The sequence below is a fragment of the Acinetobacter sp. BHS4 genome, assembly GCF_018454425.1.
Lineage (GTDB): Bacteria > Pseudomonadota > Gammaproteobacteria > Pseudomonadales > Moraxellaceae > Acinetobacter > Acinetobacter pittii.
Map to the genome: position 1 here is coordinate 2,026,354 of NZ_CP075323.1, position 15,889 is coordinate 2,042,242.

At 37.8% G+C, this 15,889-nt stretch carries 16 protein-coding genes; 7 read left to right on the forward strand and 9 right to left on the reverse strand.

Translation table 11 applies throughout. The features are described from left to right. Positions 1 to 13: 13 nt before the first annotated feature. The 6 genes from KIP84_RS09675 to KIP84_RS09700 form a co-directional block, all read right to left on the reverse strand. A complete protein-coding gene (locus tag KIP84_RS09675; protein ID WP_005069550.1) occupies positions 14 to 649 on the reverse strand; it encodes a MotA/TolQ/ExbB proton channel family protein in 636 nt (211 codons plus the stop codon). A 50-nt stretch (positions 650 to 699) separates the two neighbouring features. Beyond that, the gene (locus tag KIP84_RS09680) at positions 700 to 1,587 is read right to left on the reverse strand and encodes a ParB/RepB/Spo0J family partition protein (protein WP_104074600.1); all 888 of its coding nucleotides are present in this window, start codon (positions 1,585 to 1,587) and stop codon (positions 700 to 702) included. Beyond that, positions 1,584 to 2,366 (reverse strand): AAA family ATPase, encoded by a 783-nt coding sequence (locus KIP84_RS09685; protein WP_002121458.1) that lies wholly within the window; start codon positions 2,364 to 2,366, stop codon positions 1,584 to 1,586. Before KIP84_RS09685 ends, KIP84_RS09680 begins: the two co-directional genes overlap by 4 nt. 21 nt (positions 2,367 to 2,387) lie before the next feature. Then, positions 2,388 to 3,020 carry a 16S rRNA (guanine(527)-N(7))-methyltransferase RsmG gene (gene rsmG / locus KIP84_RS09690; RefSeq protein WP_017482277.1) on the reverse strand — a complete coding sequence of 211 codons (633 nt, stop codon included), beginning with the start codon at positions 3,018 to 3,020 and terminating at the stop codon, positions 2,388 to 2,390. An 87-nt stretch (positions 3,021 to 3,107) separates the two neighbouring features. Beyond that, positions 3,108 to 3,797 carry an N-acetylmuramate alpha-1-phosphate uridylyltransferase MurU gene (gene murU, locus KIP84_RS09695; RefSeq protein WP_199976721.1) on the reverse strand — a complete coding sequence of 230 codons (690 nt, stop codon included), beginning with the start codon at positions 3,795 to 3,797 and terminating at the stop codon, positions 3,108 to 3,110. After that, the gene (locus tag KIP84_RS09700; protein WP_063098710.1) at positions 3,797 to 4,810 is read right to left on the reverse strand and encodes a phosphotransferase; all 1,014 of its coding nucleotides are present in this window, start codon (positions 4,808 to 4,810) and stop codon (positions 3,797 to 3,799) included. The genes murU and KIP84_RS09700 overlap by 1 nt, the downstream gene beginning before the upstream one ends. 120 nt (positions 4,811 to 4,930) lie before the next feature. Between KIP84_RS09700 and KIP84_RS09705 the strand changes: the two genes are divergently transcribed. Together KIP84_RS09705 and KIP84_RS09710 are read left to right on the forward strand one after the other, a co-directional pair. Then, entirely contained in the window at positions 4,931 to 7,363 is a 2,433-nt protein-coding gene (locus tag KIP84_RS09705) for an LPS-assembly protein LptD (protein ID WP_213688361.1), read from the forward strand. Beyond that, complete coding sequence (locus KIP84_RS09710) at positions 7,363 to 8,673, forward strand: peptidylprolyl isomerase (RefSeq protein WP_017482279.1); 1,311 nt, start codon at positions 7,363 to 7,365, stop codon at positions 8,671 to 8,673. Before KIP84_RS09705 ends, KIP84_RS09710 begins: the two co-directional genes overlap by 1 nt. 118 nt (positions 8,674 to 8,791) lie before the next feature. Here the strand turns inward: KIP84_RS09710 and fba are convergent, their stop codons facing one another. The 3 genes from fba to KIP84_RS09725 all read right to left on the reverse strand — a co-directional run bounded on the left by fba (position 8,792) and on the right by KIP84_RS09725 (position 11,507). Then, complete coding sequence (gene fba, locus KIP84_RS09715) at positions 8,792 to 9,829, reverse strand: class II fructose-bisphosphate aldolase (RefSeq protein WP_002121428.1); 1,038 nt, start codon at positions 9,827 to 9,829, stop codon at positions 8,792 to 8,794. Between the two features lie 121 nt (positions 9,830 to 9,950). Next, complete coding sequence (locus KIP84_RS09720; protein ID WP_002121463.1) at positions 9,951 to 10,196, reverse strand: hypothetical protein; 246 nt, start codon at positions 10,194 to 10,196, stop codon at positions 9,951 to 9,953. A 123-nt stretch (positions 10,197 to 10,319) separates the two neighbouring features. Beyond that, positions 10,320 to 11,507 carry a phosphoglycerate kinase gene (locus tag KIP84_RS09725; protein ID WP_032007254.1) on the reverse strand — a complete coding sequence of 396 codons (1,188 nt, stop codon included), beginning with the start codon at positions 11,505 to 11,507 and terminating at the stop codon, positions 10,320 to 10,322. Positions 11,508 to 11,645: 138 nt separating this feature from the next. Between KIP84_RS09725 and KIP84_RS09730 the strand changes: the two genes are divergently transcribed. The 5 genes from KIP84_RS09730 (at position 11,646) to KIP84_RS09750 (ending at position 15,514) form a co-directional block, all read left to right on the forward strand. Further along, the gene (locus KIP84_RS09730) at positions 11,646 to 12,029 is read left to right on the forward strand and encodes a DUF2237 domain-containing protein (protein ID WP_002121396.1); all 384 of its coding nucleotides are present in this window, start codon (positions 11,646 to 11,648) and stop codon (positions 12,027 to 12,029) included. Next, positions 12,029 to 12,622, forward strand: a complete 594-nt coding sequence (locus tag KIP84_RS09735) for a Maf family protein (protein ID WP_017482282.1) — start codon at positions 12,029 to 12,031, stop codon at positions 12,620 to 12,622. Before KIP84_RS09730 ends, KIP84_RS09735 begins: the two co-directional genes overlap by 1 nt. A 30-nt stretch (positions 12,623 to 12,652) precedes the next feature. Then, on the forward strand, positions 12,653 to 13,816 hold the full coding sequence (locus KIP84_RS09740; RefSeq protein WP_174723758.1) for a cupin domain-containing protein: 1,164 nt from the start codon (positions 12,653 to 12,655) through the stop codon (positions 13,814 to 13,816). Between the two features lie 354 nt (positions 13,817 to 14,170). Beyond that, positions 14,171 to 14,734 (forward strand): TetR/AcrR family transcriptional regulator, encoded by a 564-nt coding sequence (locus KIP84_RS09745; protein ID WP_002121343.1) that lies wholly within the window; start codon positions 14,171 to 14,173, stop codon positions 14,732 to 14,734. 468 nt (positions 14,735 to 15,202) lie between these two features. Further along, positions 15,203 to 15,514 carry a metalloregulator ArsR/SmtB family transcription factor gene (locus KIP84_RS09750; RefSeq protein WP_002121379.1) on the forward strand — a complete coding sequence of 104 codons (312 nt, stop codon included), beginning with the start codon at positions 15,203 to 15,205 and terminating at the stop codon, positions 15,512 to 15,514. The last annotated feature ends 375 nt before the right edge of the window (positions 15,515 to 15,889 follow it).

Genomic DNA, 15,889 nt, shown 5'->3' on the forward strand with positions numbered 1-15,889 from the left:
GGCTATTCACCCATCAACCAACACGACGATGTTCTGCTATAGACGAGGAACGTTTATAGAACAATGAGGCATGAAATAAAGTCGATTGCTGCTCTAGTTCAGCAATATAATCTTGTACTAATCTTTGAAAATAGCGATAAGCAACTAAAGCAGGAATCGCAATTAACATTCCCACAGCTGTAGTAATAAGCGCTTTAGAAATACCCGGAATCATTAAACTTGGACTACCTGCCGATCCAAAATCAATCACAAGGAATGACTCAATAATCCCGACTACTGTACCAAGCAGCCCTAATAAAGGCGCCACAGCACTCAAAGTCCCCAAGAAATTAATATTTTTTTCTAAATAAGAAATTTCTTGAGAAGCGGCTACTTCCATTTGTGCACGTGCAAATTGCTCGCCATGCTCACGATGATCAAAACCTGCTTTTAAAATGTGAGCCAATGCGCTGTTTTGCACTTCTACATTTTGTTCCAAATTTTCCACAATATCTTCAGTTCTTAACGAACTATCATCAATTAATGCTTTGGGTAGAACTTGTGAACGTCTTAACCGAACAAAACGTTCAATGCTGATCGCAACAGTTAAAATTGAGCATAGAATTAAAGGCAGCATCAACCAGCCACCCGCTCTCACAAGTTCCCACATATCTTCTTCCCCAAGAATATAAAATTAGAAATATATGACCCAAATGTAAATTAATCAGGCAAACAAATATTTAAAATGCCATCTAACTCATCTAAGGTATGGTAATGAATAACAAGCTTACCCTTACCTTTTTGATTATGATCAATTTTCACATTAGCGCCAAAACGCTCTGATAATTTTTGTGTCAATTGTTCAATATCTGGTGCTACAGGTGCTTTTTCCTTCTCCTGCTTCGGCTCACTTCTATCACGCACCAATTGCTCTGTTTGACGAACAGATAGTCCTTTTTCAATTACGATTTTAGCAATGTCTAATTGATCTTTACCCTTTAACGTCAAGATAGCTCGAGCATGCCCCATATCAAGCTGGCCTTGCTGCATGAAATCTTTAATTTCATCCGCTAAACTCAACAAACGAAGTAAATTACTTACCGTAGTACGTGCTTTCCCTACTGTGTCAGCAATTTCTTGATGGCTCAAACCGAATTCATCATGAAAACGCTGCAAGGCTATAGCCTGATCAATCGGATTTAAATCTTGACGCTGAATATTCTCAATAAGTGCTAACGCAATGGCAACCTGATCATTTAAATCACGAACAATTGCAGGAATTTCAGTTAAACCCGCAAGCTGCGCTGCACGCCAGCGTCGTTCACCCGCAATGATTTCGTATGGATGTGATTCATCATCAACTGGACGAATTACAATAGGTTGCATCACTCCATGTTTTTCAATAGAAGATGCTAACTCTTGCAAATCATGCTCATGAATAAAGCGACGTGGTTGATATTCACCACGTTTCAATAAATTTACATCAATTTGTTTCAACTGTCCGTGGTCAAGTGCCTGTGCTTCCAGCTGTAATTTTTCTTTTTGAATTGAACCAAGTAATGCATCTAAACCACGTCCTTTAGCCAATCCGCGTTTTTTGATGCTCATACTTTACTTCCTTTCTTCACTTTACTTTTCTTCAACATCTCAGCTGCAAGATTTAAGTATGCAACTGCACCTTTAGAACTTTTCTCAAAATAGATAACAGGCAAACCATGTGCTGGCGCTTCTGCTAGGCGAACATTACGTGGAACGACAGTATCATAAAGTTTTTTACCGAAATACTGTTCTAACTCAGCAGATACATCACGTGTTAAAGCATTTCGTGCATCGTACATTGTACGTAATACACCAATAATTTCTAAATCAGGATTTAATGCCTTTTGAATACGATCAATAGTCTGGGTTAAATCAGCTAAACCTTCTAGCGCATAATATTCGCATTGCATTGGAATGATTACACTATCTACAGCTGCCAAAGCATTAACAGTAATCAAGCTCAAGCTTGGCGCACAATCCACTATGATAAAATCAAATGAGTTTCGGATTTCATTCAGAGCATTTTTTAGAATAAATTCGCGCCCTTCTTGCTCTGCAATAGCAAGCTCAACACCGGAAAGTTCACGATTAGATCCTAAAACTTTATATCCAACTTCTGCTTTTTGAATAGCTGTTTCAATTGGTACTTCACCAAGTAGAACATCCGTAATCGAATACAAAAGATCGTTCTTTTGAATACCGGACCCCATCGTAGCATTACCTTGTGAATCCATATCTACAAGTAATACACGTTTCTTTAATACAGCTAGAGACGCTGCAAGATTTACTGCAGTCGTTGTTTTACCAACACCACCCTTTTGGTTTGCAATCGCAATAATTTGAGCCATGGTAACCCTAATACTTTTTATTTAAATACGTTGAAGTAAAAGTAAATGACGTTGTTCATCAAGTCTTGGTACGCGCAGCTCAATCACTTTACATAAAAAGTCCTGCTTAAGTTGCTCAATTTCCTCAACTGGCACAACTCCTTTCATTGCTGCAATTATACTGCTCTGATGCAAGTATGGCTGAGCTGCATCCACAAAATCCGTTAAAGAAGCAAAAGCGCGACTTGTAATCACATCAAATTGACCAAGCTCATCAATTGTATCTTGATTTTCAACACGTGTTTGCACGGCTACTACGTTTTTTAACTTAAGGTCAGCAATAAACTGTTTCAAAAAACGAATTTTCTTACCATTTGAATCAAGTAATACACATGAGCGTTCCGGCTGACATAAAGCAATGATCATGCCCGGCATACCACCACCTGTACCTACATCAAGCAAACGGCCTGCTGGCAAATCTTTCAAAATACTTAGGCTATCTAACAAATGCTTCACTAACATTTCTTTCGGATCACGAATCGCTGTTAGATTATAAGCTTTGTTCCAAAGTACCAAAGCATCTTGATACTTCAACAATAATGTCAAAGCTTCATCGCTAAGCGATAAACCTAATTTTTGACTACCCTGTTGTAACTCTTGAAAAAACGGATGCATAAACAGATAACATCTAAGTAAAATTTAAAACAAAGTATACCCATTTATGCATCGTGGAACACTAGTTAACGATTAGGGATTACACACTTAATCGTAGAAGCCTTCACGAATTTGCAAATCTAGCTCCATTAAACGCTCTGGCGTCCCCACATCTACCCATGCACCCTTAAGCTTTTCACCAGATATTTTTTGATTGCGCATCGCTTGCTTTAACAGTGGGGCTAAAGGACGTTTACCAGCTTCCAATCCATCAAAAAGCTTAGGATGAATAACAGATACACCACTAAAAGTAAGATTCTCACCCTCCACGTCTTGATCGAATGCAAAAGCGCGTCCATCCAATAATGTAAAGTCGCCTTCAGGATGTTGTTTCGGATTATCAACTAACACAAGATGTGCCAAATCATCATTTAGCTTAATATGGCGTAGAGATTCAAAATCCATTGTGGTCCATACATCTCCGTTCACCAGAATAAACGGATCTGTTCCAAGCAGTGGTAAAGCATTAATAATTCCACCAGCTGTTTCCAGACCTTCTTCCTCTCGTGTCCAACGGATATCCACACCAAATTGAGAGCCATCGCCCAAACTACTGATGAGTTTATCGGCCAACCATGCAGAATTGATGACTATTTCAGTCACACCAATTTTCTTAAGTTTTTCAATATGCCACACAATAAGCGGTTTACCACCCACCTCAAGCAGAGGCTTTGGTGTATATAGCGTAAGTGGACGCATACGATTGCCCAAGCCAGCAGCAAGAATCATTGCTTTCATTATGCTGCCACCTCATAGCTACCATATTTCTCGATAAATTTAGGCATCACGATGTTATTCATAAATACCATAAACTCTTCAAGCTCAGCGTAACCACGGCTTTCTTCAAGTAAATACCACATGACACGTGGTAAATCCTTCAAATAACCCGACTTCCCATCACGTTCAAACAAGCGAACAAAAATACCTAGAATTTTAATATGGCGTTGAATCGCCATTAAATCTGCATCACGTTTAAATTGATCAAAGCTACGGTTTTGTTTAGTCGACGCTGGCAACAGGTCATAAAACACTTTAAACCATTGATAAACACGATCAGCGTTCCATTGAACATACGCATCACGAGTAATCGAAATTAGGTCATATGTATCAGCGCCAATAACAGCATCTTGGAAGTCGATTACCCCTAACTCTTGCTCATCGGTAATTTTCATCAAATTTCGACTATGAAAATCTCGATGTACAATAACTTGAGGTTGGGCTAATGCAGCATGAGCCAAGAAATCAAATGCATTATCAATCGTTTTTTTCTGTTCAGCAGTCGGCTGGATAGAAAGCGACGGTAACATCCAGTCTGTGAGTAGCTGCATTTCCGACATTAATTTTTCGTAAGAATAAGCTGGGAACTGATTAGTCCCGTCAATAGACTGCAATTGAATAAGCTGTTTAAAACTTTGTTCGTAGTATTTATCAACAGTTTCATTAGTTAATAATGTCGACAAAAGCACATCACCAAAGTCCTCTAACAATAGAAAACCTTGAGCCAGATCCTTCGCAACGATCTGAGGCACACGCACACCATGGCTCGCAAAAAACTCGTCAATGGTCACAAACGGAACACAGTCTTCTTTTTCTGGAGGGGCATCCATGAGCATATACGTTTTATTTTGTAACTCGATACGCGCATAACGGCGGAAGCTTGCATCACCTGCTAAAAAAGCGATCTTAAATTGATCATTTTCAAGAACAGATGTAAGCCATGTATATATCAATTGTTCACGTTGTGTATTCATTTGCAATAAAATCTAAAACAAGCTGAGATTTTTGAAGGGTTAAGTGTAGCCACTTATAAACTTTTTCTCTATGATGCGACAATAATTAATTGTGAATTAGCATACTTGGTTAATGAGACAATGAAGCATCAGTTTAAATTTAATCCTTTAGCGACAGCTATTTTTACGCTCTTATGTGGCTCCATACAATCAAGTTATGCTGAGTCAACTGATGTTGTCTCCAATATAGACAATAATCAACTTAAAGCGAGCATCAAGGAAGCTTACCCAGGTCAAGAATTCTTTCAGCAATATTATGTTGATAAATCTGCACCTGAAGCTCAGCTTCGTGACAATAAATATTTAAGCTCGGCATTTTGCCAAGGCACATGGGTTACACCGATTAACCCTGAGACCAAAGCTTTAGATGCCGACAAAGCGACTTCTGTCGTTACGGCTAACTACGGACATTACAATCCAGCGGGTGATTCTGTTTTAGAAGGTGATGTCGTTATTGATCAGGAAGGACGCACAGTTCGTGCTGACAAAGTAACGATTGATAAGACCCAAACCTTTGCGCATGCACAAGGTCGAGTACAGTTAGCTCAAGGCGGGTTACTTTCACAGAGTGATGAAATTAATTACAACCTAAAAACCCAAACCGGGAATTTAGACAATAGTTTTTATATTTCTGAACAGCAACATGCCCATGGTCACGCAGGAAAAATCGAAAGAACCTCACCAAACGTTATGGTTCTTAATGATGCAACCTATACCACTTGCCCACCAGGCCAAAAACCCGGTTGGAAAATCCAAGCCAATAAAATTGAGTTAAATCAGGAAACTGGACGCGGCGTAACTCGTGGAACAAAATTATATGTTAAGGACGTTCCTGTTCTAGCTGTTCCCTATTTTAACTTCCCGATTGATGACCGCCGTACTACAGGTATCCTCAACCCACAATTTGGTTTCTCAAACGATGGTGGTGTTGAGCTTTCAGTTCCGGTTTATTTAAACCTTGCGCCTAACTACGATCTGACACTTACTCCGCGATATTTAGCAGACCGCGGTGCAATGCTAAAAGGTGAGTTTAGATATTTAACCGATGGCTTTGGTGCTGGTGAAATGTGGGGTGGCATCTTACCATCTGACAAAGGTTATGATGATAAAGACCGTAAAGATTTCCATTTTTTACATAATTGGGATATCAACGATCAGTGGTCTACTAACCTCGAATATAACTATGCATCAGATAAAGATTATTTCTCTGACTTAGATAGCAGTCCTAACTCTAAAACAGATCTTAACTTACGTAGAGCTTGGGAACTTAACTATCAACATGGTATTCCGGGTTTAAAAGCACAGCTTAAGGTCGAAGATTTCCAGACGCTTGATCCAGAAGTTGCGGATGCAGATAAACCATACGCGCGTTTACCACAATTCTTATTAAATTACGTCACAGGTAATCCACAAGGACTACAATACGAATTTAATAACGACACTGCTTACTTTAAGAAATCAATTAATGATGATTCTGCTCAAGAAAGTAGTGGTACACGTATTTATAACCAGTTCGCAACACGTTATAACTACCGAACACCAGCAGCTTTTGTGATTCCTGAAGTCTCTGTACGTTCTATTCAAACGTTTTATGATAAAGACACTCAGTTAAATAACCCTGGCGGTTCTGAAAATAAATCAGTCGTTGTACCTCAGTTTACTTTAGACACTGGGCTAAACTTTGAACGTGATGGTAAGTACTTACAAACACTTACACCACGCGCTTTCTATGCGTACGCGCCTTACAAAAATCAAGATGGCTACCCTAACTTTGATTCGACAAGTGCATCAATTAGTTATGATCAGCTATTTAACCCATATCGTTTTTATGGACATGACCGTCTTGAAGACAACAACTTCTTATCATTGGGTGTAAGTTATAGCCTCTTTGATACAGTAGGCTTAGAACGCTTACGTGCAAGTGTTGGTCAAAGTTACTATTTCGAAGATCGTCGTGTCACATTAAAACAGCAAGATGAATTTGATACCGAGCGTAACACTGGTCCTGTTGTAAGCCTATCAAGCCAGCTTAATCAAAACTTTACCATTGCTGCCAACTCAGCATGGATGTCGAATGGTGACAATGCTCAACGTGACTTCCAACTTTACTATACTGGTGATAAAGGAAATCTATATAACTTAGGCTATTTCTATCGTAAAGATATTCCTGGTCGTCAAGATACTTATGACCAAGTTGTTGCATCGTTTATACAACCAATTAAAGACAATTGGCGTATTATGGGCCACGTACAATATGACATGGACAATGATGTTGCCCGTGAACTCTTGCTAGGAGTTAACTATGAGTCATGTTGCTGGGGTATTTCTGTCTATGGCCGTTCATACTATAACGATCTAGACGATCCAAAATCTCCAGATGTTAGTGAAAAGCGCGCGATCATGGCCGAAATTACACTAAAAGGTTTAGGTGGTTTAAACAATAAACTCGCGTCTTTACTTGAAAATCGCGTTTTAGGTTTTAACAAAATTAATCAATCTTGGACACAACGTTAATGAAGACAAAGCATCTTAAACAGTTTTTTAAAGCAACTACACTTGCTGCCCTAATCTCTTCATCAATGCATAGTTTTGCCCAACCCGCTGATGAAGTTGTGGCAATTGTGGACAATAGCGTAATTTTAAAAAGCGATCTTCAACAAGGTATGGCTGAAGCAGCTCATGAACTGCAAGCTCAAAAGAAAGAAGTGCCACCTCAGCAATACTTACAGTTTCAGGTATTAGATCAATTAATTTTGCGTGAGGCACAACTTGAACAAGTTAAAAAATATGGCATTAAACCTGATGAAAAGAGCTTAAATGAAGCTGTACTTAAAGTAGCAGGTCAATCTGGCTCTAAAAGTTTAGAAGCTTTCCAGCAAAAGTTGGATGCTATGGCACCAGGAACTTATGAAAGTTTACGTGGCCGAATCGCTGAGGATTTAGCGATTAGCCGTTTGCGCCAACAACAAGTGATGTCTCGTATTAAAATTAGTGATCAAGATGTAGAAAACTTCTTAAAATCACCTCAGGGACAAGCTGCGTTAGGTAATCAAGCACATGTAATTCATATGCGCATTTCAGGTGACAATGCACAAGAAGTTCAATCTGTAGCTCAAGAAGTACGCTCAAAGCTTGCGCAAAGTAATGATATAAATGCTTTGAAAAAACTTTCAACTGCAAATGTAAAAGTTGAAGGTGCTGACATGGGTTTCCGCCCACTGTCTGATATTCCTGCTGAACTTGCGGCTCGTATTACTCCATTACAAGATGGTCAAACAACTGACTTAGTTTCAGTACGTGATGGTGTACATGTTTTAAAGCTTCTTGAACGTAAACAAAATGAGCAAAAAGCTTTAGTACCTCAATTTCAAACCCGCCACATTCTCATTCAACCATCTGAAGTAGTCACTCTTGAGAATGCTAAGCAAATTATTGATAACATCTATAAACGCTTAAAAGCTGGTCAAGATTTTGCAACACTTGCAGCAACCTATTCAAATGACACAGGTTCAGCACGTGATGGGGGAAGTTTGGGTTGGGTAACACCTGGAATGATGGTTCCTGAATTTGATAAAAAAATGCAGGAAATTCCTGTAGGTGAAATTAGCGAACCTTTCCAAACTCAGTTCGGCTGGCATATCTTACAAGTAACGGATAAACGTGAAAAAGATATGACGCATGAATATCAAGAGCGTATGGCACGTCAAATTTTAGGTGAACGCCAATTCAACACTGAAATTGATAGCTGGTTACGTGAAGTACGTGCAAATGCATATGTAGAAATCAAAGATCCAAGTCTAGACAAAAAGAACTTACAAAAGTAACTCTTTTTCTCTTTATTAAAACCTGTGTTTGTCACAGGTTTTTTATGCATGAAATTTACCTAATAAAAAAACCGGTTATATAAATAACCGGTTCCTATAAATTAAACCCTGACGGGAATTATTTATAACGATCAACCATTTTCTCTAAAGAAATCGGACGAATCTTGTCAGCATTTCCAGCTGTACCAAACGCTTCATAACGATCAATACAAATTTGCTTCATTGAATCTACAGTTTTAGCAAAGTATTTACGTGGATCGAATTCAGCTGGGTTTTCAGCCATAAACTGACGAATTGCACCAGTAGATGCTAAACGTAAGTCTGTATCGATATTGATCTTACGCACACCATGTTTAATTGCTTCTACAAGCTGCTCAACAGGTACACCATAAGTCTCTTTAATATCACCGCCAAACTCATTGATTACTTTCAACCACTCTTGCGGCACAGAACTTGAACCATGCATAACAAGATGAGTATTTGGTAATGCCGCATGAATTTCTTTAATGCGGTCAATTGCCAAGATATCACCTGTAGGTGGACGAGTGAACTTGTAAGCACCATGTGAAGTACCTACAGCAATCGCTAATGCATCTACATTAGTATCGGCAACAAACTGAGTCGCTTCTTCAACAGAAGTAAGAAGTTGTGAGTGATCAAGTACACCTTCTGCACCAACACCGTCTTCTTCGCCAGCCATACCAGTTTCAAGGCTACCTAAACAGCCAATCTCACCTTCGACAGAAACACCACATGCATGTGCCAAAGCAACAACATTACGAGTTACATCAACGTTGTATTCATAAGAAGTAGGTGTTTTACCATCTGTACCTAATGAACCGTCCATCATCACTGAGCTAAAGCCAAGCTGAATTGAACGCTGACAGATATCAGGGCTTGTTCCATGGTCTTGATGCATTACCACTGGAATATGTGGCCATTCTTCAATTGCAGCCAAAATAAGATGGCGTAAGAATGGAGCGCCTGCATATTTGCGAGCTCCAGCTGATGCTTGAACAATTACAGGTGAATTGGTTGCATCCGCGGCAAGCATAATTGCACGCATTTGTTCTAAGTTATTTACGTTAAATGCTGGTACGCCGTAGTTATGTTCAGCAGCGTGATCCAAGAGCTGGCGCATTGAAATGAGTGCCATAATATCCTCCCAGGTAGTGCGGCTTATTCTACCCTGTCATTTATTTCAATTCAGCAACAAATCACAGTATTTCAAAAAAAATCCCTGCATTTGCAGGGATTTTTTAACAAAAAACAACAAATTAATGTGTTTCTGAAGCAGCAGCCTCACTTGGCGCACTACCTTCAACCACATCTGTATTCTTTTCATCTAGAACTGGCTTATCAATCGCATCAATTGCTGCTTGTTGCTCAGGCGTTACTTTTTCAGAAACAGCAGTAGATGCAGCTGATTCTTGGCCCGCTTGAGATGCTTCATCTTTCTTAGCACAAGCAGTCAACATCATTGGTACAATTAACATAGCAGCAAATGTAAGCTTTAAATTCATCACTATTTTCCACAGTTGGTGATTTAATACTCGACATTTTATTGCAAATATATGACAGTTTAATGACTTATCAATGAAAAAGGGATTGGTTACCCAATCCCTTCTTATTTCTATATAACAGTATTAAGCACGTTCAAGCAAAACTGCAACTGCTGGCAATGTTTTTCCTTCAACAAACTCAAGGAATGCGCCACCACCTGTAGAAATATAACCAATTTGATCAGCTACGTTATATTTATCAATTGCAGCTAATGTATCTCCACCACCAGCGATCGAGAATCCTTCCGATTGAGCAACCGCAAGAGAAAGCGCTTTCGTACCTTCACCAAATTGATCTACCTCAAATACGCCTACTGGACCATTCCAAAGGATCGTTTTTGATGTTGTTAAAATATTAGCGAATGCTTTAGCAGTTTCTGGACCAACGTCTAAAATCATATCATTTGCAGTCACATCTTCTACTTTCTTCACAACAGCTTGAGCTGCTGCTAAAGAACCTAAGAAATCTTCAAAATTAATTTGCGATGCATCAGCAACTACAACATCTGTAGGAAGTGGAACACTTACTTTAGCAGCAATTTGTTTAGCAGTTTCAACCAAGTCAGCTTCATATAATGATTTACCAACGTTAAAACCAGCAGCTGCTAAGAATGTATTTGCAATACCGCCACCAACGATCAGTTGATCACAGATACTAGAAAGTGAGTTTAAAACATCGAGTTTAGTTGAAACTTTAGAACCAGCAACAATTGCAACCATTGGTTTTTCAGGAGTTTGCATTGCACGGCCTAGTGCATCTAACTCAGCAGCCAACAAAGGACCAGCAGCAGCAACTGGAGCAAAACGAGCTACACCTTCAGTAGATGCTTCTGCACGATGAGCAGTACCAAATGCATCCATAACAAATACATCACATAATGCAGCATATTTTTGAGCGAGCTCTGGATTATTTTTCTTTTCGCCATGGTTAAAGCGTACATTTTCAAGCAATACAACTTGACCAGCTTCAACCTCAACGCCTTCTAAATAATCAGTTAATAATTTAACTTCTTGACCTAATACTTCTGTTAAATAAGCAGCGACTGGTGCAAGTGATTGTTCTGGCTTTGGTTCACCTTCAACAGGACGACCTAGATGTGAACATACCATCACTGCTGCACCTTTATCTAAAGCAGCTTTAATAGTTGGTAATGCTGCACGTAAGCGAGCATCGCTAGTAATCACACCATTTTTGACAGGAACGTTTAAATCTTCACGAATAAGGACACGTTTGCCTGTTAAGTTAAGGTCAGTCATACGCTGAAAATTCATGTAAAGCTCTCTTTATGATTTTAAAAACGCGCCAATTTTAAATGATTACATCAAAAAAGGTTAGTTTTTTTGCATAAAAGCTGTAGAAAGCCCCAGTTTTGATTATGATAGAGGTAGTTATTTGATATTTCACCCATTATGTCTATTCATCCAGATCCACAAATCAATCGCTTAAATGTTTTAGGGGAACCTTTAGCAAGTTGTTGCTTTGACCCTATTACAGGCTATTTTAGAAATGGTTTCTGCCACACAGCAGTAACAGACCTTGGTCAGCACACCGTATGTGCACAAATGACCTCTGATTTCTTAAATTTCTCTCAGAAAATTGGTAATGATCTTATTACTCCTTTGCCAGAAGTAGGTTTCCCTGGTCTGAAACCGGGTGATTTCTGGTGTATCTGCGTAACTCGCTGGGTAGAGGCTTATCAAGCTGGTGAAGCTCCTCCTATTAAAATACATGCATGTCATCAAGCTGTATTAAGCTATGTACCTTTAGATGTATTAATGGAATTTGCAGTGTAATGGTTCAGCCACAAATTATTTTGGCATCGAGTAGTCAAACTCGCAAAGACTTAATGGACCGTCTTGGAATTAATTATATTTGTATTAGTCCCGATATTGATGAAAGTCCTCGCGATGAAACCCATGCCGATGAACTTGCAAAAAGACTCGCTTTCACAAAAGCTCAGGTGATTGCTGAACAGAATCCATCAGCCATCGTTATTGGTTCAGATCAAGTTGCTTGGCGAGAGCATACCCCGCATGACTTTATTGGCAAACCGATGACTAGTGAAAATGCCAAAGCACAACTAGCCGAAAATTCTGGTCGAATTCTTTTTTTTAGTACAGCTCTTAGCGTGCAATGGCTCGATAGAGACTTTGAGCAAACGCTTGTTGAACATTATCAAGTTAAATTTCGAAACCTGAATCAAGCTGAAATTGAACGATACGTTCTATTAGATCAGCCACTATATTGCGCAGGTAGCTTTAAGTGTGAAAGTTTAGGAATTAGCTTGTTTGAAAAAATGATAGGCCAAGACCAGACCACTCTTATGGGTCTTCCTATGATTCAACTTTGCCATATTTTAAGGCAACTTGATCTACAAATTCCTTAATTCTAGATATTTTATAAATAGGTTATTTCCATGACAGAACCTTTAACAGTTTTAGGCGGTATTACTGCCGAGCAATTTTTAGCAGAGTATTGGCAGAAAAAACCTTTACTGGTGCGTAACGGATTACCAGAAATTATAGGTCTTTTACAACCTCAGGATGTGCAAGAACTTGCCTTGGAAGAACATGCAAGTGCCAGACTGATTCGCCAAAAAGATAAAAATCCAAATGAATGGCACGTAAAGTCTTCACCTTTAACCAAAGGTGATTTTCAAAAGCTACCAAAATTATGGTCAATTTTAGTACAGGCAGTAGATCACTACTCTTTTGATCTTTCTGAACTTTGGAAAAAATTTCCTTTTATTCCTCAATGGCGCCGCGACGATATTATGGTGTCTTATGCCCCTAAGGGTGGTTCAGTTGGGAAACATTTCGATTTTTATGATGTGTTTTTAGTTCAGGGTCATGGTCATCGTCGCTGGCAGCTAGGTCAAATGTGCGATGTAAATACTGCATTTGCACCCAATCAACCATTAAAACTTTTGCCAGAAATAGATGTGCAATTTGATGAAGTTTTAGCACCAGGTGATTTACTCTATGTTCCACCTGGAATGGCACATTATGGGGTTGCCGAAGATGACTGCTTAACTTTCTCATTTGGCTTTCGCATGCCAAACGTTGCAGGAATGATGGAACGCATTAGTGATCAATTTTCAGCTAATACTTTACTTCAAAATCCTGTTATAGACATCGCACGCAAACAAATGAGTCAAATTGGTGAAATTAACTCAACTGAACTAAGCTATCTAAAAGACTTAGTTTTAGCTCAGTTGCAAGACTCTGCAGCACTTGATGCAGCAATCATGTCTTATATGAGCGAACCTAAATATCCAGATAATATTCCAGAACCTGATGAGATCGAAGCCGATGATCTTCAAGAGATCTTACATGAAGGTTATGAAGTTCTATTAGAACCTGCTTCTCGCCTACTTTATACAGAAAGTGATGGAGTTCTAAGCTTCTGGGGAAATGGCGAAGCGCTATGTATAGCTGAAACTTTTGCACCAAAATTAAAAGCTATTGCTGATGGAGAAAGCTTAGCTTTCGATAACGACTTTAATGAGCTTGAAATCCTTGAAAATGTTGTTTATTTACTCAATGAATCTATTTTGATGCTTTTACCCCCTTCAGAGTAAGAAACTTTAATAAAAGTGGACTTTTCAAAGCAATGGGAAGTCCACTTGTAAATTGGTCAGTAAAATCAAAAATAAATTTGTTTTTTATTTATTAATTTCCCTTTTTAAAATTTTAAAGCGACCTATGGCAAAAATATTGGAGTTAAAAGATTTTGAAAAAGGAAGTATAATTATTTAAATATATAGCCTAAAACTCTTTACCATTTCCTTAAAAGTAAAACTTCAGCGTTTAAAAAAATAATATCTTTTTTCTATCAATAACAAACAATACCTTGTAAAATTAAATTATCTAGATTCTCATTGATAAAGATCACCGTTCAAGCTAATAGCAATTCATTTGTGAGAGGCTAAAATATGTCGAAAAAAGATGATATTATTAACACCGCATTAAGACTTTTTAACTCGTATAGCTATAATTCTATAGGTGTAGATCGCATCATTAATGAATCTGGCGTTGCAAAAATGACTTTCTATAAGCATTTTCCATCAAAAGAAAAATTAATTGAAGAGTGTCTACTTCTTCGAAATACGCTTCTACAAAACTCTCTTACTTCTGCCTTATCAAAACATGATGAGTTAGATCCTCTTGCAAGAATTAAAGCAGTATTTTTATGGTATTCTGACTGGTTTAATAGCGAAGATTTTAATGGCTGTATGTTTCAAAAAGCCTTGGAAGAGGTTTTAAAACAATATCCTTCAACACATCAACCTGCCACTTTGTATAAAGCTTGGCTGACCCAACTCATGCAAAATCTTCTTAACCAGTATGATGTAAAAGAGCCAGTTCCCCTATCTTTACTACTCGTTAATATTTTGGAAGGTATGACCATACAGGCTCAAGTCGAACATGGTTCAATAAAAATTAATGATTACTGGACTCGAGTAGAAAAATTAATCGATTTCGAAAGAGCAGCCTAAAAATAAAGCGTGATATTCTTCTTCTTATATTTAATGATTCTTCTTATGTATCACGCTGCGTCTGAAAGTCATTTTGGTTCACAATTAGACGTTTTTTTCGACCTTACTGAACCAAAATATACAGACCTGTCTGTACAAAACAGATTATATATTTAAAAAATAAAAACTCAATCCTTTTTTATGATTTGTCTCAAGATAAATTAGATTTAACTATTTATCGAAAGCAAATTGAAATTGTTTTAGGTTGACTTCGTTTCACTTATACTTAACAATTACACTTATAACACAAAGCAACACTTTAGACACAAAAGAAATACAAATAGTTGTTTTTAATTAGAAAGACTACTTATTTATCAATTCCGCTTATATTGCTTTTCAACAAAAACAATTGGATTGATTAGTTTTGCTACATTCATTTTCATAAGATCAATCTATACTATGCCCGCTATATTGATATAGGTATAAAGTATGAAAGATGGACTCCAAATCGAAGAAATGAAAAATGCGGCTGATTCAGTCGTTGGAATTCTTAAATCTTTGGCTAATACAGATCGTTTATTAATTTTATGTCACTTAGCTTATGAGGAGTTAAATGTTTCTCAAATTGAAGAGAAGACCCAAATTACCCAGCCCACTCTTTCACAACAACTTATGATGCTACGCAAAAGTGATGTTGTATCAACCCGTCGTGATGGCAAGCAAATTTTTTATTCAATTAAGGATGACAATATGCATTCAATTTTAAATACGCTTCATCAGCTGTACTGTGCAAGTAAATAATATTTTTTAAATTATAAATTATAATAATAGTAGTAACTTCCTGAAATATGCGATTTTTCAGCTTGAAAGCTTAGAGTCCAATCCAAGCACAAAGTTTTGAAAATTCGCGTAGCTTTTCTAAAAAGCTCAACCATATTTAACTTTTTGCCACCCTATTTTCTTTAGCCTATTCCATGCTTTCACAGCTTTTTGATATACCTAGTTTTTTAATGAGCAATTAACAAGCAAAATCACCAACTCCAAAATTAAAAATATTAAATTAAGGCCAATAAAAACAAATATTTAATATTACCATTAAGTATAAATACTTCTAGGTGCTATAAAAAAGCTTAAGATTCACATCACTTAAGTATAAAATACTCCGCTTGTTCAACC